Origin of the sequence: Microbulbifer sp. YPW1, assembly GCF_013367775.1 — a bacterium.
Lineage (GTDB): Bacteria > Pseudomonadota > Gammaproteobacteria > Pseudomonadales > Cellvibrionaceae > Microbulbifer.
Genome location: NZ_CP055157.1, coordinates 125,547 through 144,914, shown reverse-complemented (window position 1 = coordinate 144,914; position 19,368 = coordinate 125,547). Strand labels below are relative to the sequence as shown.

The 19,368-nt window shown below is 59.0% G+C and carries 17 protein-coding genes; 7 read left to right on the top strand and 10 right to left on the bottom strand.

Annotated features, from left to right (window positions below; translation table 11 throughout):
• Positions 1-127: 127 nt before the first annotated feature.
• A complete protein-coding gene (locus HUW35_RS00665; RefSeq protein WP_219932626.1) occupies positions 128-1,171 on the top strand; it encodes a glycoside hydrolase family 18 protein in 1,044 nt (347 codons plus the stop codon).
• 9 nt (positions 1,172-1,180) lie between these two features.
• On the opposite strand, the gene holA is transcribed toward HUW35_RS00665, so the two are convergent.
• The 3 genes from holA to leuS all read right to left on the bottom strand — a co-directional run bounded on the left by holA (position 1,181) and on the right by leuS (position 5,536).
• The gene (holA, locus tag HUW35_RS00660) at positions 1,181-2,185 is read right to left on the bottom strand and encodes a DNA polymerase III subunit delta (RefSeq protein WP_181253816.1); all 1,005 of its coding nucleotides are present in this window, start codon (positions 2,183-2,185) and stop codon (positions 1,181-1,183) included.
• 15 nt (positions 2,186-2,200) lie between these two features.
• Positions 2,201-2,719, bottom strand: coding sequence for an LPS assembly lipoprotein LptE (lptE, locus tag HUW35_RS00655; RefSeq protein WP_255463396.1), 519 nt, complete (start codon positions 2,717-2,719; stop codon positions 2,201-2,203).
• A 219-nt stretch (positions 2,720-2,938) separates the two neighbouring features.
• Entirely contained in the window at positions 2,939-5,536 is a 2,598-nt protein-coding gene (gene leuS / locus HUW35_RS00650) for a leucine--tRNA ligase (protein WP_181253814.1), read from the bottom strand.
• Positions 5,537-5,638: 102 nt separating this feature from the next.
• On the opposite strand from leuS, the gene HUW35_RS00645 reads away from it, so the two are divergent.
• From HUW35_RS00645 to HUW35_RS00635, 3 genes are all read left to right on the top strand, one after another.
• Positions 5,639-6,145, top strand: a complete 507-nt coding sequence (locus tag HUW35_RS00645) for a zinc ribbon-containing protein (protein ID WP_255463395.1) — start codon at positions 5,639-5,641, stop codon at positions 6,143-6,145.
• A 109-nt stretch (positions 6,146-6,254) separates the two neighbouring features.
• The gene (locus tag HUW35_RS00640) at positions 6,255-7,037 is read left to right on the top strand and encodes a YdcF family protein (RefSeq protein WP_181253813.1); all 783 of its coding nucleotides are present in this window, start codon (positions 6,255-6,257) and stop codon (positions 7,035-7,037) included.
• 285 nt (positions 7,038-7,322) lie between these two features.
• The gene (locus HUW35_RS00635; protein WP_181253812.1) at positions 7,323-7,721 is read left to right on the top strand and encodes a hypothetical protein; all 399 of its coding nucleotides are present in this window, start codon (positions 7,323-7,325) and stop codon (positions 7,719-7,721) included.
• Positions 7,722-7,863: 142 nt separating this feature from the next.
• Here HUW35_RS00635 and HUW35_RS00630 read toward each other — a convergent pair whose 3' ends face one another.
• The 6 genes from HUW35_RS00630 to miaB all read right to left on the bottom strand — a co-directional run bounded on the left by HUW35_RS00630 (position 7,864) and on the right by miaB (position 15,087).
• On the bottom strand, positions 7,864-8,796 hold the full coding sequence (locus HUW35_RS00630) for a TIGR01777 family oxidoreductase (protein ID WP_181253811.1): 933 nt from the start codon (positions 8,794-8,796) through the stop codon (positions 7,864-7,866).
• A gap of 291 nt (positions 8,797-9,087) precedes the next feature.
• Positions 9,088-10,653, bottom strand: a complete 1,566-nt coding sequence (gene lnt, locus HUW35_RS00625; protein WP_181253810.1) for an apolipoprotein N-acyltransferase — start codon at positions 10,651-10,653, stop codon at positions 9,088-9,090.
• Positions 10,653-11,549, bottom strand: coding sequence for an HlyC/CorC family transporter (locus HUW35_RS00620; RefSeq protein WP_219932625.1), 897 nt, complete (start codon positions 11,547-11,549; stop codon positions 10,653-10,655). The genes lnt and HUW35_RS00620 overlap by 1 nt, the downstream gene beginning before the upstream one ends.
• An 8-nt stretch (positions 11,550-11,557) precedes the next feature.
• Complete coding sequence (gene ybeY, locus HUW35_RS00615) at positions 11,558-12,118, bottom strand: rRNA maturation RNase YbeY (RefSeq protein ID WP_181253809.1); 561 nt, start codon at positions 12,116-12,118, stop codon at positions 11,558-11,560.
• A gap of 10 nt (positions 12,119-12,128) precedes the next feature.
• Positions 12,129-13,202 carry a PhoH family protein gene (locus HUW35_RS00610; RefSeq protein ID WP_181253808.1) on the bottom strand — a complete coding sequence of 358 codons (1,074 nt, stop codon included), beginning with the start codon at positions 13,200-13,202 and terminating at the stop codon, positions 12,129-12,131.
• 505 nt (positions 13,203-13,707) lie between these two features.
• Entirely contained in the window at positions 13,708-15,087 is a 1,380-nt protein-coding gene (gene miaB / locus HUW35_RS00605) for a tRNA (N6-isopentenyl adenosine(37)-C2)-methylthiotransferase MiaB (RefSeq protein WP_181253807.1), read from the bottom strand.
• A gap of 204 nt (positions 15,088-15,291) precedes the next feature.
• On the opposite strand from miaB, the gene HUW35_RS00600 reads away from it, so the two are divergent.
• On the top strand, positions 15,292-15,624 hold the full coding sequence (locus HUW35_RS00600) for a DUF1820 family protein (protein WP_181253806.1): 333 nt from the start codon (positions 15,292-15,294) through the stop codon (positions 15,622-15,624).
• A 69-nt stretch (positions 15,625-15,693) separates the two neighbouring features.
• Here the strand turns inward: HUW35_RS00600 and HUW35_RS00595 are convergent, their stop codons facing one another.
• On the bottom strand, positions 15,694-16,638 hold the full coding sequence (locus HUW35_RS00595) for a collagenase (RefSeq protein ID WP_181253805.1): 945 nt from the start codon (positions 16,636-16,638) through the stop codon (positions 15,694-15,696).
• Positions 16,639-17,029: 391 nt separating this feature from the next.
• Between HUW35_RS00595 and HUW35_RS00590 the strand changes: the two genes are divergently transcribed.
• Positions 17,030-18,403, top strand: coding sequence for a hypothetical protein (locus HUW35_RS00590; RefSeq protein WP_181253804.1), 1,374 nt, complete (start codon positions 17,030-17,032; stop codon positions 18,401-18,403).
• The gene (locus HUW35_RS00585) at positions 18,403-19,221 is read left to right on the top strand and encodes a hypothetical protein (RefSeq protein WP_181253803.1); all 819 of its coding nucleotides are present in this window, start codon (positions 18,403-18,405) and stop codon (positions 19,219-19,221) included. The genes HUW35_RS00590 and HUW35_RS00585 overlap by 1 nt, the downstream gene beginning before the upstream one ends.
• Positions 19,222-19,368 lie beyond the last annotated feature (147 nt).

Sequence of the window (19,368 nt, the reverse complement as noted above, 5' to 3'; positions counted from 1 at the left end):
GGGAAAGGGGGAAGTTATGGCGCGTTGTTCTGTGGGGTTTCTGCGGTTGTGTGTGAGCGCGTGTCTCGGTGCATGGTTGGTATTGGCGCTGTCGATCGGGTCAGTCGTCGCGAAAGAATCTGACGGTGTGGCTGCACCTGTCAGCCCGGGGCAGCTGGCGGTAATGGGCTATTACACCGGTGATGGGCGCGACCTGGATCGCTACGATTTCAACAAGTTGACGCACCTGATCTACAGCTTTGTGTACCTGGATGGAAATAAAGTCAGTTTCCGCGATGCCGCTGCGATTGATGACTACCGTCGTTTACTGGCGCTGAAGAAAACGTATCCACACCTGAAGGTGATGCTGGCACTTGGTGGCTGGGGAGGTTGTGAACCCTGCTCGGGTGTTTTCTCCTCCGCAGAAAACCGGCAGGTGTTTGCGCGCTCTGTAAAGTCGGTGCTGACTGATATTGGTGGGGATGGCCTGGATCTGGACTGGGAATACCCGGCCATCGAGGGACACCCCGGACACCCATACAAGCCGCAGGACCGGCAGAATTTCACCGCACTGGTGCGGGCGCTGCGCTCCACCCTGGGGGATGAATCTCTGATTACCGTGGCCGCCGGCGGGTTCGATGAGTTCTTGCAGAAGTCGATGGAATGGCAGGAGATTGCGCCTCTCATCAATAGCGTCAATCTGATGAGTTATGACCTGGTCAACGGCTTCAGCACGGTGACCGGCCACCACACGCCCTTGTATTCCACTGCGGACCAGAAGCAGTCCACAGACAATGCGGTGCGCTTTTTGCTGAACGCTGGATTCCCTGCAAAGAAGATCGTGATCGGCGCCGCGTTCTATTCGCGGGTTTGGGAAGGCGTAGCGGAGGAGGATAACGGACGCTATCAGTCCGGGCGTCATGTACCCGGGTTGCGTTATTCACAATTGGCTGCGGAATATCGCCCCGAAAACGGCTATCGGCTGTTCTGGGATGAAGACGCCGTGGCAGCTTATGCCTACGACGCGGAAAAGCAGCGGTATGCCACCTTTGATACACCGCGTTCCCTGACGCTGAAAACCCGCTATGCAAAAGAGCTGGGCCTCGGCGGCATCATGTTCTGGGAGTTGCCCGGGGACAGCGACGAGGGCGCTATGGTCAAGGCAATTTATGCAGAAAAAACCGCAGATTAAATTCGGCGATCAGATACTGCGTTTGCCAGACAGGTTGAGCGTCAGCTCCAGCAGCCCCGCCCAGGGATCCATTTCTTTGCCGCCCTTGATGGCATTGTCTACGGCGCGGGCGCGCAGCAGGAAATTTTCCAGGTGCCTGGGGTGCAGGCGTCGGCAGGCGGCCTGTACCGCGGGCTGGCGTTTCTGGATGCGCACCAGCCGGTTGATGGGCTGGCCTTCGTCGAGTTTTTTCTGGATGTCGATCAGGCTGCGGATTTCGCGGGCGATGGCCCAGAGCACTACCGGGGCTTCCACGCCTTCTGCGCGTAACCCCTGCAGGGTTCTGACGGCGCCGGCGGCATCGGCGGCGAGGGCTTTGTCGATCAGGCCGAAGACATCGTAGCGCGCGGAGCTGGCGACGGCGTTGTTCATGGTGTCGGCAGTGATCACGCTGTCGCTGGCGAGCAGTTTCAGCTTTTCGATTTCCTGGCTGGCGGCGAGCAGGTTTCCTTCCACGCGTTCTGCAAGTATCTGTATCGCTTCGGGTTCCGCTTCGAGTCCGGCACTGCGCAAACGCTGGTGTATCCAGCGGGGCATTTCTGCGGCATCTACAGGCCAGATCTGAACCAACACGCCTTTGGCTTCCAGCGCCTTGACCCATTTGCTGTTGAGCTGGGAGCGGTCGAGCCGCGGCAGCACCAGTAGCAGCAGGGTGTCGTCGTTGGCCATGCTGGCGAACTCTTGCAGGGCTTTGCTGCCTTTATCGCCGGGTTTACCGCCAGGGAGACGCAGTTCGATGACTTTTTTGTCGGCGAACAGCGACATGCTGCCAGCGGCGGATAGCAGTTGCCCCCAGTCGAAGTTGTGCTCGCCGTGTAGCAGGTCGCGCTCGTTAAAACCGTGCTTGCGCGCGGTTTCGCGGATGCTGTCGCAACACTCCTGCACCAGCAGCGGTTCGTCACCGGTGACGACGTAGATGGGGGCGAGGCCCTGACGCAGGTTCTGGGGCAGTTGCCGCGGGTTGATTCTTGCCATGATTGCCGCGGTTCCTTACGGGGAGGCGGGGTCGTCGGTGACCGGGCTGCTGATTTCTATGCGACGCAGGCGGTCGATGATACGGCTGATGAGTTCGCGGCGCATTTCTTCCCGCTGCAGGCGCTCTTCTTCCCCTTTACTCACGACTTCGTTGTCGTCCCATTCGAGGGTACGGTACACGTCTGCTTTGGCCATGGTGAGCAGGTCGCGGCCAGTTTTGTCGCGCACGCTGTATTCGGCGCTGGTGATCAGTTCGTATTCGGAGGCGCGGCCCTTGGAGTCGACGGAGACGGTGCGTTTGGTTTCGGTCTCTTTGTGAATCGTGAGGGTGAAGTCGGCCTCAGTGGGGGCTTCGGCCAGGGGCAGGCCACTGGTCTGCAGCAGACGGGTGATGCTTTCGGCCAGTTCGCTTCTCGGATCTTCGGTGGTGATGTAGAGCTTGCTGCCGGGCGGGAAGTTCTTCGGTGCGCCGCGGAGGTGCCAGCCGCAGGCTGCGATGGTGACGGCCAGGATTACTGTCAGGGTGCGGAGCATTATTGTATTCATGAACTTCCGAATTATTTTGTGAGTCCGAAGTGGACCTTTTTAAGCTGGAGCGGCGGCCGGATACCGGGTAAGGGTTTTTGAAACCGCTGTGAATACATCCATGTACGCTGCGTCAGCGACGTCCCTGTCGCTGACGCTTTCAAAAACCCTTACCCGGCACCCGCCCTTAGCATCAAGTGATGAGCTTCGTAAGGTGAGTAGGGCTTATTAATTGGCGACGATATTGACCAGCTTACCCGGTACCACGATGACCTTGCGTACGGTTTTACCATCGGTAAATTTGAGTACGTTCTCGTCGGTCAGCGCCATTTTTTCCAGGGTCTCCTTGTCCGCATCTGCCGGTACTTCCAGCTTTGCACGCAGCTTGCCGTTCACCTGAACGACCAGGGTGATACTGGAACGCACCAGGGCTTTTTCGTCGACCTGCGGCCACTGGGCATCGACCAGTTCGCCGCTGTTGCCCAGCGCATTCCACAGTTCGTGGCTGATATGCGGGGTCACCGGGGCCAGCAGCATGACGGCGGCCTGCAGGGCTTCGCGTTCTACGGCAAGGCCGTTGGCGGAATCTCGTTCTGCGATCTTGCCTACTTCGTTCAGCAGTTCCATCACCGCGGCGACGGCGGTGTTGAAGGTCTGGCGGCGGCCGTAGTCGTCGCTGACTTTCTGGATGGTTTCGTGGGTTTTGCGGCGCAGCTGCTCCTGTTTTTCAGTCAGGGCTGAGGTGTCGATCGCAGCGCTGCCGTCGCCGGCTTCGATATGGCCGTGGACGGTTTTCCACAGTTTGCGCAGGAAGCGGCTGGCGCCTTCCACGCCGGAGTCGTGCCACTCGAGGGTCTGCTCGGGGGGCGCGGCGAACATGGTGAACAGGCGCACGGTGTCGGCACCGTATTCCTGCACCGCTGCGTGGGGGTCGATGCCGTTGTTTTTGGACTTGGACATTTTGACCACGCCGCCGGCAACCACTTCTTCACCGGTGGCGCGCTCGATGGCTTTGATCGGCTTGCCCTTGTCGTCGCGCTCTACGTCGACCGCGGTGGGGGCGATCCAGGTTTTGTGGCCGTTTTCTTCCTTGTAGAAGGATTCGGCGAGCACCATGCCCTGGCACAGAAGGCGCTTGAAGGGCTCGTCGCTCTTCACCAGGCCTTCGTCGCGCATCAGTTTGTGGAAGAAGCGCGCGTACAGCAGGTGCAGGATGGCGTGTTCGATACCGCCTACATACTGGTCGACCGGCAGCCAGTAGTTGGCGCGGTCCGGGTCGAGCATGCCTTCTTCGAAATCGGGGCAGGTGTAGCGGGCGTAATACCAGCTGGATTCCATGAAGGTGTCGAAGGTGTCGGTTTCGCGCTCGACCGCTTCGCCGTTGTATTCGTCTTTGCACCACTCCGGATCGGCTTTGATCGGGGAGGTGACGCCGTCCAGCTCCACGTCTTCCGGCAGCAGGATCGGCAGTTTTTCTGCGGGTACCGGGATTTCGCTGCCGTCGGCCAGGTTGAACATGGGAATCGGTGCGCCCCAGTAACGTTGACGGGACACGCCCCAGTCGCGCAGGCGGTAGTTGGTGGTGACGCGACCCTTGCCTGCAGCCTCTAAACCGTCGGCGATGGCATTGAACGCGGCATCGAAGTCGAGGCCGTCGAAGCCACCGGAATTGACCAGTACGCCTTTTTCGGTGAAAGCTTCTTTTTCCAGGTCGACGGATTCGGCGCCCGCAGGTGTGACCACCTGCTTGATCGGCAGGTCGTACTTTTTGGCAAATTCCCAGTCGCGCTGGTCGTGGGCGGGGACCGCCATCACGGCACCACTGCCGTAATCCATCAGCACGTAGTTGGCGACCCACACCGGGATTTCTTCACCAGTGAGTGGGTGGATGGCCTTGAGGCCGGTGTCCATGCCTTTTTTGTCCATGGTGGCCATATCGGCCTCGGACATGGATTGCTTCTTGCACTCGGCAATGAAGGCCTTCAGCTCTGGATTGGATTCGGCCAGTTCCAGGGCGATCGGGTGTTCCGAGGCGAGAGACACGTAGGTGACGCCCATCAGGGTATCCGGACGGGTGGTGTAGACGTCGAAGTGATCGACGCCGGCAATGGTCATGGGCAGGGCGAAGGCCAGCTCGACGCCCTTGGATTTGCCGATCCAGTTGCGTTGCATGGTGCGCACCTGCTCCGGCCAGTCGGGAAGCTGATCCAGGTCTTTCAGCAGTTCTTCGGCGTAGTCGGTGATCTTGATAAACCACTGCGCCAGTTCGCGGCGCTCCACGGTGGTGCCGCAGCGCCAGCAGGCACCGTCTTCCACCTGCTCGTTGGCCAGTACGGTGGCATCGTGGGGACACCAGTTCACGGCGGAGTTCTTCTTGTACACCAGGCCTTTCTTGTACAGGCGGGTGAAGAACCACTGTTCCCAGCGGTAGTAGGACGGCTGGCAGGTGGCCAGCTCGCGGGACCAGTCAAAACCGAAGCCGAGGGCTTTCAACTGGCCTTTCATGTAGTCGATGTTGGAGTAGGTCCACTTGGCCGGTGCGGTCTTGTTCTGGATCGCGGCGTTTTCCGCCGGCAGGCCGAAGGCGTCCCAGCCCATAGGGTGCAGGACGTTTTTGCCCTGCATGCGCTGGTAGCGGGAGATCACATCGGTGATGGTGTAGTTGCGCACGTGCCCCATGTGCAGCTTGCCGCTGGGGTAGGGGAACATGGATAGGCAGTAGAACTTGTCCTTGGCGGGGTCTTCCTTTACCTCGAAGCTTTTCTGCTCGGCCCAATGGCCCTGGGCGGCGGCTTCGACTGCTGAGGGGTTGTACTGCTCTTCCATCTGTGGGGAACCTATACTCTGTGACTCGATCTATTGGGAAATTCTGACCAGAAGACGCGCTTGCGGTTCGGTCGGAAAACGGCGAATTATAGGAGGGATGGGGTGAGTAAGAAACCTAAAGCGGGGTCGAAAGCCGATCCAAAAGCTGCACAACCGGTTGATAACCCGGATCTGCTGCTCGAAGACGAGAAAGTAACCGCCGGGGTGCGCCAGGATCTGGAAAGATTGGTCGAGGATGAATTGGCGGTGGAAAAGCTCACCGCCAGCAAGGCGGCCTTCCTGCGCGCCTGGCTCAAAGACGATGTGCACCGGGCAGAGGAGTATCTGGAGGATCTGGGCGGTGAACTGAAAACCCTCGAGGAGCGCACCGGCGACTGGCTGCTGGATGCCGCGGACCCGACCAAGTCAGCCTGGCCGGCATTGATGTACTGTATCCGTCACGGCGAGCCCTGGGCGCTTGCCGGGGAAGATGTGGGAGAGGGAGAGGAGTTGCAGTGTCTGGGCTGTGGCTACCGTGCATTGCCCGATACAGGCGCTCAAATTACGCCGTGTCACCGCTGTGGATTTGGGTGTTTCCGGCAGATTAGCGGCGGCCTCGAAGAGAATTGAGTTGCCGCAGCTCAGGCTGGGGCTCTTGATTGCCTCGCACCATGTTGGTGCGAGCACGTGTTTCCTCAACAATAATATCTCATTCTGAAAACAGGACCGCTGCCACAAGATGGAACTGCAAGCCGCTCTGGCAACCCTCATCATGCCGCCTTTCGCCCCGCTGGTCGGACTGCTGATGGCCTTCGTATTCTGGTTTTTCCCCGCGTCTACCCCAGTAGCCAAACTGTCACTGCCGCTGGCTATCCTGTGCTTTATCACCTTGTGGATTTGCGCGACACCGGCATTCTCCGGCTGGCTGGGACAGCGCTTGGTCCATTCGCTTCCGGAGGCGCCGGATATGGAGCCGACGGCGGTTGTGGTGCTCGGCGGCGGCCGCTACCGGGATGCGGAGACCGGCGCTGAGCGGCTTTCCGCCGCCAGCCTCGAGCGCGTTGCCTGGGCGGCGGGAGAGGCGCCGGACAAGCTGCCGATCCTGGTCTCGGGAGGGCGGGTTTTCAGTGAGGAGAAGGCGCCAGAGGCAGACCTGATGGCCGATGCGCTGGAAAATCTGTTCCGGCGCCCGGTGACTTGGCGTGAGAATTGCAGCCGTACGACGGCGGAGAACGCGACCAACTCTGCGGCACTTCTGCACGATTCGGGAGTCGAAGGTGTGCTTCTGGTGACGCACTGGTGGCACATGCCCAGGGCCGCGGAAAGTTTTGCCCGCGCCGGAATTCAGGTACGGCCTCTCCCGGTCGGGAGTGCTGGAGAGCTGGTGCCGCGGGCCGAGAGCGGTCTGCTGCGCTGGCTGCCCAGTGCGGCGGCCCTGTTGCGCAGTCAGGTGTACTGGCGTGAGCTGGTGGCAGATCAGTGGTATCGCTGGCGTCCACTGCCCTCCCGGCGGACTTGCTGAGCGTCTTGCGGACGCGGAAAGTTGACCGTCGGGCCGGTTTGATTCCAGATATGCGCTTGATGCCCCCGGTGTGAATAACTAGTATGGGCGCCTTACAAGACGGTTACTCCTGAAACCATCGGGCGCCTGCTTGCATCGTCAAACAACGATCAACCTGGCTACGTGGATCGACGCGGAAGTCCAAAATAATAGGTAATGGAGTAAGTTTCGGATGATGGAGCATCTACGCGGCGGCTTCGGCCATGTCGCGCACAATAACAACATAAAAATCGAGGTAACCTCCAGATGACGGGTATCCCAGCATCCTTCTCCCCCATTCAGTTGCACAATCGCCTGAACCGTCCGGTGTGGATCGGTCTGAAAATGGCCCGCCGCGGCAAGCGCCAGCTGGTGATGTTGTCTGCAGGTGAGGAAAGTGCCGCCAGGCTGAGCAAAAACTTCGAAACCTTCGTCGGGCAGATCGTCCGCGAGTTCAAACTGGACCCGGAGCAGACCGATTTTGTGGAACTGCGCCAGGAATCCAGCGATAGCCGGGAGAGCGGTGCCGAAGCCCACAACTGGTATCGCTGGCACGCACACTGGGTCGGGTCGGCTCCGGTGGAGTGCAAGGCTGAGCCCGTGACCTCCGACGGCGCGCGCAGCTATCTGGAGACAATACTGACCCGCAATACCGCTGCGGCCTGACCTCCAGCCAGTCTAGCCAACTCCGGCAATACACACATCTCGAGCCCGCCCAGTGCGGGCTCGTTTGTATTTCCTGTTTGAGTTTTTGGGGTAGGGCATGTCTGCGGTGACCAGGCGAAAGCCGTATCCAGTTGGTCGTCGCTCAGCGAGACCTGGATGAAGCGTGGGCCTCGCCGTTTTGGGGTGTGCTGCCCAGCAGGTCGGCGAGGGCTTTCTCCAGCGTCGGATACTGAAAGCTGTAGCCACTGTCCAGTGCCACACGCGGTTCCATTCTCTGGCTGGCGAGGAGCAGCTCATCCGCCATCTCGCCGAACATCAGCCGCAGTGCCCATGCCGGTGTTCGCAGCAGACAGGGACGATGCAGCTGTCTTGCCAGCAGACGGGAGAAACTGTTGTTGGTGACTGGTTCCGGGGCGCTTGCGTTGAAGGGGGTGCAGATGCGCCGGTCGATGGTATGTAACATCAGGCCGACGATATCTTCTTCGTGAATCCAACTCATCCAGTGTTCACCGCTACTCATGGGACCACCGACGCCAAGTCGGAAGGCGGGCAGCATCTGCGGCAGGGCACCGCCGCGAGTGGATAGTACGATAGCGGTGCGCATGGTACCCACGCACAGTCCTGCCTGCTGCAGGGGTTGGGTTGCAGCTTCCCAATCCCGACACAGTTCCGCAGCGAATCCGCCGCCGGGCCCGCTGGTTTCCCGGAGCAGATCACCGCCGCGGTCACCGTAATAGCCCACCGCGGAGCCGGAAAGGATGTATTCGGGGCGCTGTTCCCTGGACAGGATCCACTGCACCAGCTGGCTGGTGGTCTCCAGCCGCGAGCGGCGGATTTCCTGTTTGCGCGCGCTGGTCCAGCGCTTGGAAATGGTCTCTCCCGCCAGGTTGACGACCACATCTACCGGGCCTTCGACCTGTTGCAGTTCGCGTACGCCCTGGGCGGCTTCGCCACAGAGTTTGTGCACCTTCTCGGGAGAGCGGCTGAGTACCGTGAGGCTGTGGCCTCGCGCCAACCATTGCGCACAAAATAGACGGCCTATCAATCCAGTGCCGCCAGTAATTAAGCAATGCATAAATCTGGCATCCGTGCCGCACATTGTCTGGTCTGTGCATGAAAAACGATTGCCCGGTCTATTGGGCGCATCTTGAGCGCGCTGAACCGGGAGCAGGCTCGACTGCCTGCCGGGCGAATTGACCGGATCAATACTGCGCTGGGGTCTTTATCGCCGGGTGAATATCTCACGATAATAGCAGCCAGCGGGCGGCTTGCAGGAAGTGCCGGGCAAGAAATCCCGGGGATTGTGAAAGGCGTGTGAAAGCAGGCGGCAAACCGGGGTAATCACCGCCCCGGTCTGCCTGTTCAATCAGTCAGCAGCTTCGCCACCGAATACCGCGGTATTTTCGGGGGCAGGGCGACGTTGTAACAGGGCTGCGAATACCAGCATCAGCGTGGCCAGTGCTACCAGCCCCCACACACCGATCAGCATGAACGGTGTGTAGCCGTTGCGACCCTGTACTTCGCCGGTCAGGGTTGCCTGTTCGAATTGTGGTAATTGCTCGGTGATACTGCCGTCTGGCGCAACAATGGCGGTTACCCCGGTATTGGTGGCGCGCACCAGGTAGCGACGGGTTTCCAGGGCGCGCATCTGTGCCATCTGCATATGCTGTAACGGGCCAATGGAGCGCCCAAACCAGGCGTCATTGCTCAGGGTCAGCAGAACCTGCGCATCACCGCTGCTCTGGGACACCAGTTGCGGATAGACGATTTCGTAACAGATCAGCGGAGCCCAGCTTACGCCCCCGGCCTGGAGCGGCTGCTGGCCCTCCGGTCCCGGGCGGATGAAGGAGGTGGGCAGGTTGAAGAATTCGATGGTGCCGCGAATCCAGTCCTCCAGCGGCACATACTCGCCGAAAGGTACCAGGTGGCGCTTGTGGTACAGCTGGGATTCAGTGCCGAAGACCACTGCGGAATTGTGCACCACGCGTCGGTAATCTTCCTCGGTGTCGTAGAGGATGCCGGTGATCAGGTCTGTGCCGGTTTCCTGCGCGTTGTTTTGCAGCGCATCCATCAGGTTGGGCGCGTGGTGGTAAAGCAGCGGCAGTGCTGCCTCTGGCCAGATCACCAGATCCACTTTTTCGCGGTGGAGTGCCTCGGTGGCACTCTGGTAGCGTCTGATAGTCTCGCCGCGGAATTCCGGCTGCCACTTTTTGTCCTGGGGAATATTGGCCTGTACCAGGCCAACGGTCAGTTCCTCACCCGTACTTTCCGTCCAATCCACTTTCGACAGCAGCAGCCCGGCCGGCCAGGTCAGCAGGGCGGCGGCCAGTAGCGACAGCGCACTGGCGGACTTCCAGGAGGCGAAGGCGCGGCGCATAAACAGTGCCAGCACGGCAGCGGAAAACGCGAGTAACAGGCCGATACCGTAGACACTGGCGATGGGCGCCCAGCCGGAAAGCCAGGTGTGTATATGGCCATAGCCTGCAAACAACCAGGGGAAGCCGGTAAACAGCCAGGTGCGAACCCACTCGCTGACAAACCAGAGCGCGGCGAATCCCAGGGCAAACGACACGGGGTTTGCACGCAGGCGTGCCAGTAACGGGAAGGGCAGGGCAAATGCCAGTGCCAGCACGCCTACAAAGGCGCCGGTAAGGATGACCCCCAGCACAGGGGAGGAATTGCCGAAGTCGGTGATCGAGACGTATACCCAGGAGCCACCGGTGGCAAACAGGCCGATACCGTAGCAGAGGGCGACCTGAAAGATTCCCTTCCCGCTGCTGGCCTTCTCCAGTTGATGGCGACCGGGCGCCAGCAGCCAGGCAAGCAGCGCGAGGGACAGCAGTCCGAGCGGCCAGAGGTTATAGGGGGCAAAAGAAAGAGTCAGCAGGCCGCCCGAGAACAGGGCGGCCAAAAAAGGCACGAATTTACGCATCAGCCATCTTCTTCAGCGGGCCTGTCAAATCGACTTACACGCAGCAGGTGAATCTGCCGGTTGTCGGCGTAGAGGACGCGGAACTTGAAATCTCCGAGCTTGGTCATCTCGTCGCGCCCCGGCAAGTGGCCAAAGGACTGCATGATCAGACCGCCGATGGTGTCGAACTCTTCATCGCTGAATTCACACTCAAAGTACTCGTTGAAGTCCTCGATGGGGGTGAGCGCTTTCACCACAAAATCGTTGTCGCTCACCTTGCGGATAAAGCTATCCGCTTCTTCCTCGTCGGTCTCGTCTTCGATCTCGCCGACGATCTCCTCAAGGATATCTTCAATAGTCACCACGCCCGAGACACCACCATACTCGTCGATCACGACAGCCATGTGATAGCGGTTCTCGCGGAATTCCCGCAGCAGGATATTCAGGCGTTTGCTCTCGGGAATGATATTGGCGGGCCGGATATGGTCCTCGAGGCGGAATTCGTCCACGCCTTTCAGCACCAGCGGCAGCAGATCCTTGGCGAGGAGTATGCCGCGGATATCGTCGATGCTCTCGCCCACCACCGGGAAACGGGAGTGGCCGGATTCGATGATCTTGGGCAGGAATTCTTTGGGGTGGTCTTCAATGCTGACCACCACCATCTGCGAGCGCGGAATCATGATTTCCCGCACCTGCTGGCTGGATACATCCAGCGCTCCCTCGATGATGGATAGCGCTTCGGCGTCTACCACCTTGTTTTCTGCGGCATCTTTGATGATGTCCAGCAGCTCATCGCGGGACTTGGGTTCTTGTGAGAAGGCACCCAGTATTTTCTCCAACCAGTTCTTTTCACCCGATCGCGGGCGGTTGGAGGAGGAGCTACTTGGGGGTTCGTCGGTGGTCATGGATGTGGCCATACTCCGCGTTACTCGTCGGTTCCGTCTGAAATTTTTTCGGCCGGCGCACCTTGCGCCGGCTCATCTATGGGGCGGTAGGGATCGTCGATTCCCAGACCTGCCAGTATTCGGGTTTCGAGATTTTCCATAATCTCGGCCTCATCGTCCTCGATATGGTCGTAACCCAAAAGATGCAGTGTGCCATGGACCACCATGTGTGCCCAGTGTGAGGAAAGGGCTTTGTGCTGCTGTTCCGCTTCCCTGGCCACTACCTGAGCGCAGATCACCAGGTCACCAAGCAGGGGCAAACCCAGTTCTTCGGGGATATCGGCGGGGAATGAGAGCACATTGGTGGGCTTTTGCTTGCCGCGGTACTGGCTGTTGAGTGCCTCGCTTTCGCCTTCATCGACGATGCGCAGGGATATCTCGGCTTCTGCCCGATGCCCGCCCACGGCGGCTGCCGCCCAACGGGCGAGTTCGTCGTCGCTGGGGAGTTCGGGAAAGGAGGTAGCCCGCTGAACATCGAGGGCGATGTCAGCGGGTTCGAGCGGCCCGGATTGGGCCCCGCTCTCGGATTGGCTGGTGTTCATGGGCGCGGCATCAGGCCGCATTTTCTCCAGCGGCTTTGCCGGCGGCGGCTTCCAGCGCTGCGGCCTTGCGCGCTTCGCGCTCAGATTCCACTTCCGCTTCGTGAATGTCGTAGGCCTCCACAATGCGCTGAACCAGCGGGTGGCGGACCACGTCCTTGGCGCCAAAGTGGGTAAAGCTGATGCCGTTGACGTTATCCAGTACCTCGATGGCGTGGCGCAGGCCCGAGGCCTGTCCGCGGGGCAGGTCGATCTGGCTGGGGTCGCCGGTGATCACCGCGGTGGAGCCGAACCCGATACGGGTCAGGAACATCTTCATCTGTTCGCGGGTGGTGTTCTGGCTCTCGTCCAGAATCACGAAGGCGTTGTTCAGGGTACGGCCGCGCATATAGGCCAGCGGCGCTACCTCAATCACGTTGCGCTCGATGAGCTTGCCCACGGTTTCAAAACCGAGCATTTCAAAGAGGGCGTCGTACAGGGGGCGCAGGTAGGGGTCTACCTTCTGGCTGAGGTCGCCGGGCAGGAAGCCCAGTTTCTCACCTGCTTCTACCGCCGGGCGTACCAGCAGGATACGCTCCACGGAGTCCTTGAGCAGGGCTTCCACGGCGCAGGCCACGGCGAGGTAGGTTTTACCGGTACCGGCTGGGCCGATGCCGAAGTTGATATCGTTGCTCTGTACCGCGCGAACATATTTGCGCTGGTTGATTCCCCGGGGCCTTACGGAACACTTCTTGGTGCGGATCAGCACTACCTGGTCGCCTTCACCTTCCTCGATCTTTTGCCCGCCTTTTACCAGTTCGACGTCCGACTGTTGCAGGGCGAGGTGGATTTCGTCCGGGGTCAGGTTGTTGTTGGATCCGGTTTCCTTGTACAGGTTACTCAGGATCTCACCGGCGGCGCGGGCCGAATTGGCATCGCCGTAGAAGGCGAACTGATTGCCGCGATTGCGGATCTCAATTTCCAGTCGCTGTTCTATCTGGCGCAGGTGTTGATCAAATTGGCCACAGAGGTTGGCCAGGCGGCGGGCGTCATTTGGCTCAAGGGTGATGCTGTGAGCGAGGGCTTGTGTTTCCAAATTGGTTTCCATGCACCTTTAGTCTGGGGGTTCAGTCTGTAGGTTATACCCATTTACCTGATAGGGGAAAGGTCGGTTTGTGACGAATGGGTTCTAAACGGTCTCAGGGCTTATAACAGAGGAGTATGAAGCTTTGTGGTTGCTTTGGGATTTAGTGCTTCGTAGGTGGTTGTGTGGCGGCCAAGCTGCCGGTATTCGTTTCCGGGACACGCTACAAGCACATCCCTGTGCGCTCGGACACGGCCATCCATGGCCGCGTACGGTCCCGGAAACGAATACCGGCAGCATGGCCTTAGCATCTGATTCAGTGCATATACGACCCAAGCGGTTGGTAAGTATCTGAAGTGTTGCGATGCTAAGGCGCTGATATCGATTCCCCTTTGCGAGACCTTCCGCGAGAGAGACCTCGCGGAAGAGCCCCCAGGGATGGATTATCGGGGGGGCGCCTAGCCCGTGTCTCGCAAAGGGGAATCGGTAGCAGGGCCGCCACGGCCCCTGCCGAGTTGGAACCACTGAATCAGCTCAGCGGCCCATCCAGTTCAGAAGCTACCAGCGTGCCCCGCAGCGAGTTAGGAAGTGCTTCCTCAATCAATACATCGGCAAATTTACCGATCAGCTCCATTTGGTCGCAACGGAAATTGACCACCCGGTTGTTTTCGGTCCGTCCCTGCAGCTGGCCCGGATCTTTTTTGGATACACCACTGACCAGAACCCGCTCCACGTTACCCACCATGCGGCGCGCGATCTCCGCCGCCTGCTGGTTGATGCGGTGCTGAAGCAGCTGCAGACGCTTCTTCTTCACCTCTTCCGGGGTATCGTCCGGCAGGTCAGCCGCCGGGGTACCCGGGCGCGCGGAATAGATGAAGCTGAAAGAGATATCAAAGCCCACATCCTGAATCAGCTTCATGGTCGCCTCGAAATCCTGCTCGGTTTCCCCCGGGAAGCCGATGATAAAGTCAGAAGACAGGCAGATATCCGGGCGGATCGCCTTCAGGCGGCGGATCTTGGACTTGTATTCCAGCGCGGTATGGCCGCGTTTCATCGCCATCAGGATGCGGTCGGAGCCGCTCTGCACCGGCAGGTGAAGATGGTTCACGAGTTCCGGCACTTCGGCGTAAACATCGATCAGTGCATCGGAAAACTCTACCGGGTGCGACGTGGTGTAGCGGATTCGGTCGATACCGTCGATGGCCGCTACATAGGTGATCAGCTCGGCGAAGTCCACGATCTGGCCGTCTTCGCCCGGAGCGCGGTAGGCGTTCACGTTCTGGCCCAGCAGGTTCACCTCGCGCACGCCCTGGCCAGCCAGGTGTGCCACTTCTTCCAGCACGTCCGCTACCGGGCGGCTGACCTCCTCGCCGCGGGTGTAGGGCACCACGCAGAAGGTGCAGTATTTGGAGCAGCCTTCCATGATGGATACGAACGCGCTCACGCCGTCCGCTTCCGGTTGCGGCAGGCGGTCGAACTTCTCGATCTCCGGGAAGGACACGTCTACCACGATGGCGCCGCTCTGCTGTTTCCTGGTTTCCATCATTTCCGGCAGGCGGTGCAGGGTCTGCGGGCCGAATACCAGGTCAACGTAGGGCGCGCGCTTGGCGATCGCTTCGCCTTCCTGGCTCGCCACGCAGCCGCCAACGCCGATGACCAGCTCGGGATTCTTTTCCTTCAGGTGCTTCCAGCGACCCAGCTGGTGGAATAATTTTTCCTGCGCCTTCTCACGGATAGAACAGGTGTTCACCAGCAGTACATCCGCTTCTTCCGGGTCGTCAGTGGGGACCATCTGATGGGATTCGCCCAGCAGATCCCGCATACGGGCGGAATCGTACTCGTTCATCTGGCACCCGTGGGTCTTGATAAAGAGCTTTTTCACCGGTTTTTCGGACAGTTCAGAAGACATAATGCGCCTGGTTAAAATTTGGTCAATCTGCAAAGGTGGGGCATTATACCGGCCGCTCCAAGAGCTGCATAGACGCCGACCTACTTGAATGCTACTCTTCCGCGCTTTTCGCGGCAGGGCCCGCGAATTTACTGATTCGACACTAGAATTCACGGGGCATTCCTGTTCCGCCCCGGCCGATTCTTTCCCATTCCAGAGAGATCTATGTCTAACCCGATCTACAAAGTGATTTTCCACAACCAGAACCAGGTGTACGAGCTCTATGCCCGTGCCATCTACCAGAGTGAAATGTACGGTTTCATCGAGGTGGAGGAGTTCGTGTTCGGTGAGAAGTCGCAGCTGGTTGTGGACCCCAGTGAAGAGAAGCTGAAGACCGAGTTTGCCTCGGTGAAGCGCTCCTATATCCCCATGCACAGTATTGTGCGGATCGACGAGGTGGAGAAAGAGGGCACCGGCAAGATTGTCGAGGTGAAAGGTGACAAGATCGCCCAGTTCCCCTTCCCGGCACCCATGCGCCACCCGGGCGATAGCGAGTGACTGCTTGCTAAATCATCCATAAGAAAAGGGCCCCGCGGGGCCCTTTTCTGTTTGTGCCTGAGTATCCGGTTACTTCTCTTTACCGCCGCTGCGTCTCTTCTCCTCGGCCATGGAATGCTTCTGCAGCATCTGCTCTTTTTTACTGTCCTTCTGCCTTCCGCTCGCCCCGCTGTTGATCAGTCCGTTCAACCAGTTCTGGTACTCCGCTTCATAGTTGCTTTCCCAGCTGTTGAGGTAAGCGGTATAGCTGCCGAAATCGTTGTTCTTGAGTGTGTTGGTCATCGCGATCACTTCATCGTAGTGACGCTCGAACAGGAAGCGGATGGCAAGGTAGCTCCAGCGATATACCTGATCGGTTTTGTCGCGGTAGGTGGTCGCGAACACAGACGCCAGGCTGGGTTTGCGGTGGCGCGGTTTGTGGTCCCGGGCGACCTGTACCGCCTCCGGATTGTTATTGCCCAGGGATAGATACTCAGCGAGCCCTTCGGACCACCAGACCATATTGCCCGGGTAGTGATTGAAGCCGCCATAGGCAACGAAGCGCCCGTCCAGATAGTGCACATATTCGTGCTCCAGGTTCCAGATTGAAAACTCGGGGCGCAGCCAGGAGGCTTCGTGGGCGTAGAAGCTGGCCTGGTTACCCGGGTTGGAGGGCGTGCCTTCGATATACATACCGCCATTGTTGGTGTTGATGCCAAACAGGTCATAGCCGTGGGTGTCGTACTGGTTGTAATCGTCAAACACCACTACCCGCAGGTCAGTGTTGTAGTCATCGGGCACCGGGATCTGGTTGGTTTGCAGGCGCTGGTGAAAGAGCGCTTCTTCCGCAGACAGGTCCGCACAGGTGGCGTTTAGCTGACTGCCGGTCATATCCTGGGCGCGAATTTTGAGGGTGCTGCTACAGCTGTGCTGGATCGGCAGTACCTGATCGATATCGGCAGCGGAGACATGTACGGCGGCCGAGACCGTCAGTGCGCACAGTGAAGTCAGGGTGATCAGTCGAGAGTGGAGCATGGTGGTTTTCCTGTTGTTATCGTTTATTCGCAGGAGGCGCCAGTTGCGGCGCGAGTGCAGGCCTTGATTGTTATTGCATGCCAAGGCATTTAAATCTTAGAGTTAATTTTACTTTGGGCGCAATATCTTTTTCTGAGTTGGCGCGAATTGCCACGAGGTTGGGTGAGTGGGTCCGGTGGAAAGGAGGTTATGGCAGGAATGGGTGAAATTGTGGCGCCTCTTTGAGCGAATGGATAACGCTTCGTCGCATCGACAACAAACGGGCAAGTGGAGAGCTATTCTCAAGTAAGGGTTTCTCCAACACTGGACTGAACTCTGTCTGGTGCCTTTCGTGCCAGGGAGTAGGGGAAACGCCAAACCTAAAATGTAGTGGAAGTTTTTAGGTGACAGCATGACTTCAATACCGGCCACCAAAGCCGCCATCTCGGCCCTCAAAATTGAGCAGCGCGTAGAGCGCGATGTGAAAGCGGGCATTCCGGAACATGACCGTCGCAACCATACGGAGAGCGAAGAGGGCCTGCGCTCATACGTGGTGCGTGAAATCATCGGCCGGGTCCATGAAAACCGTCAAAGTGAGTTGGATAAAGAGCTGGCAGACCGGAGCGAAGTGGAAATCCGACAGCTGTTTCAGGACCTGAAAAACACCGATGCACTGGTGGACAAAAAGATCAGCAGCCGCATGGCGAACCTGGTGAGTGGGCTCAAGCGCAGCGCGCAGGACTACTCGGCGGTGCGCATGGACCTGGAGATCTTCCGTCACCGCAATGGCCTCACCCGCGAGGCGGTATATCGGGAATCCCGGATCCTGCATCACTCGGTAATTTTCTTTATCGTTATTCTGGAAACGGTGCTCAATGCGTTTTTCCTGTCAAAGGGCAGCGACCTGGGGCTGGTAGGCGGGTTCTTCCAGGCCTTTATCATCTCGCTGATCAATCTCGGCTTCGCCGCGTTTATGGCGTTTTCCCTGCGTAACTGTTTCCACCAGAACCTGGTGAGGAAAGCGGGAGCGATGCTGTTGTGTACTGCTGTGCTGGCCACCGCCGTGACCTTTGTGCTGGGCGTTGGGCACTACCGCGAGGCGCTCGAGCAAAATCCGTTCACTGCATCGCAGCTGGCAATGACCAGCCTCTGGAGTCAGCCCCTCGGTATCCAGGACTTCAATTCTTGGATAATGGTGGTGGTGAGCGGTATCGCCCTGGTGTTGCTCACGGCGAAGTTCTTTGTGGTGGATGATCGCTATCCTGGATACACGGCGATCACGCGCCGGGTACGCACGCTGCAAAAAGCCTGGGGAGAAGCTTTCGAGGATGCCATCGAAGGCGCCAACGAACTCGCCGAGGACATTCACGAAGTGCTGGCGGAGAAGGAAAAAACCATCCGTGCGCAGTTTATCCAGTTCAAGGCCAGTATCGAGCGCAGTGAGGAAATCCACCGCCATTATCATGAAGATATCGTTAAGGCGCAGGGGTTACTGGACGAGTTGATCCGCTATTACCAGTCCTATTCCGCTCGTATGCTGAACCGGCGCGCAGCGTATTTTGGCGAGCTTTTGCGATTTGAACTGGACAAGCTGCCGCGTCTGAACACTACCGGGTTGGAGCAGCACCAGCGAGACCTTGCCGCCTTTGAAGCGTTGATGGATGAACTGGACGAGGTGTACACCGAAGCGATTGATACAGTGAATGCCCGCTGTGAATCGGCGCAGGAGTCACTGGCTTCCCTGGTGGATAAACTCGAGCTGGATTACGGCCTGCGGAGGGCGTAATGACACTTTGGAGACGCGCGCACAAGCGCCGCGCATCGGGACGGCGTCGCGGGCTTTCCGGTGAGGATAAAAAGGGCATTGCCGTTTTTTCCCTGTGCGCCGCAGCCCTGGTGGCGCTTGGTATCTTCACCCTGCAGGTTGTGCGGGCCCCGGAGCGGGATTACGACAAGGTAACCCTGTGCAATCCGCACTTGCCGCGGTTCGCCCAGCATATTGTGGTGATTGACGCCTCCGATACGCTCTCACCGCACCAGACCCATTTCCTGGAGACGCACCTCTCCGGCTTGCTTGCATCAGCGGCAGTGAATGATCGCTTCTCCATTTTTGTACTGGATGATCACTACAACGGCCTGTCCGAACCCGTGGTGGACCTGTGCAAGCCACATGCGGGTGAGGATGTGAGTGCGCTGACCGCGAACCAGCAATTTGTGCAGGCGCTCTATCGAGAGCGGTTCGAGCAGCCGCTTGACCTGGCCATTGCACGTGCGGTTTCCGCCGGCGAGCAGCCGGTCTCGCCGATCTACGAGGCGCTTTCTGATGTGGCCGCGCTGAATCACTTTGATCCCGCAGCGGAAAATGTTCACCTCACCATCGTCAGCGACATGATCCAGAATTCCCGGGCTGGCTCCGTCTTCAAACGGGGCTCGGCGGCCATTGATCAGTTGCCTCTGATCGATCTGCGCCGGGCCCAAACCCGTGTCTTCTGGCTGGACCGGGAAAAGTACCAGCGCTACCAGACCGCGGAACTGGAGGCGAGCTGGCAGGACTATCTGGGCAGTGTTTCCCGTTTGGAGCGGATACAGCGGGTGCGGGATTAGGATCTGGTTCCCCATTTTCCTGGGGAATGTCACCGGCTTCCTCTCCAGCGCCCGCCTGACACAGAAGCTTCAAGAAACAGCCGTCGCTTTGTAAGAAAGCTCAAGCAAAGTTTCCCCCATCAACATGGCCGCAACCTATGATGGGAC

Bases quoted from the DNA above. Each gene is read 5' to 3' on its own strand.
- HUW35_RS00610 (WP_181253808.1), bottom strand. From the start codon at position 13,202: ATGGAAACCAATTTGGAAACACAAGCCCTCGCTCACAGCATCACCCTT.
- HUW35_RS00585 (WP_181253803.1), top strand. From the start codon at position 18,403: ATGACACTTTGGAGACGCGCGCACAAGCGCCGCGCATCGGGACGGCGT.
- lptE (WP_255463396.1), bottom strand. From the start codon at position 2,719: ATGCTCCGCACCCTGACAGTAATCCTGGCCGTCACCATCGCAGCCTGC.
- HUW35_RS00635 (WP_181253812.1), top strand. From the start codon at position 7,323: ATGACGGGTATCCCAGCATCCTTCTCCCCCATTCAGTTGCACAATCGC.
- miaB (WP_181253807.1), bottom strand. From the start codon at position 15,087: ATGTCTTCTGAACTGTCCGAAAAACCGGTGAAAAAGCTCTTTATCAAG.
- HUW35_RS00595 (WP_181253805.1), bottom strand. From the start codon at position 16,638: ATGCTCCACTCTCGACTGATCACCCTGACTTCACTGTGCGCACTGACG.
- HUW35_RS00620 (WP_219932625.1), bottom strand. From the start codon at position 11,549: ATGGCCACATCCATGACCACCGACGAACCCCCAAGTAGCTCCTCCTCC.
- HUW35_RS00640 (WP_181253813.1), top strand. From the start codon at position 6,255: ATGGAACTGCAAGCCGCTCTGGCAACCCTCATCATGCCGCCTTTCGCC.
- HUW35_RS00630 (WP_181253811.1), bottom strand. From the start codon at position 8,796: ATGCATTGCTTAATTACTGGCGGCACTGGATTGATAGGCCGTCTATTT.
- lnt (WP_181253810.1), bottom strand. From the start codon at position 10,653: ATGCGTAAATTCGTGCCTTTTTTGGCCGCCCTGTTCTCGGGCGGCCTG.
- ybeY (WP_181253809.1), bottom strand. From the start codon at position 12,118: ATGAACACCAGCCAATCCGAGAGCGGGGCCCAATCCGGGCCGCTCGAA.
- HUW35_RS00600 (WP_181253806.1), top strand. From the start codon at position 15,292: ATGTCTAACCCGATCTACAAAGTGATTTTCCACAACCAGAACCAGGTG.
- holA (WP_181253816.1), bottom strand. From the start codon at position 2,185: ATGGCAAGAATCAACCCGCGGCAACTGCCCCAGAACCTGCGTCAGGGC.
- leuS (WP_181253814.1), bottom strand. From the start codon at position 5,536: ATGGAAGAGCAGTACAACCCCTCAGCAGTCGAAGCCGCCGCCCAGGGC.
- HUW35_RS00590 (WP_181253804.1), top strand. From the start codon at position 17,030: ATGACTTCAATACCGGCCACCAAAGCCGCCATCTCGGCCCTCAAAATT.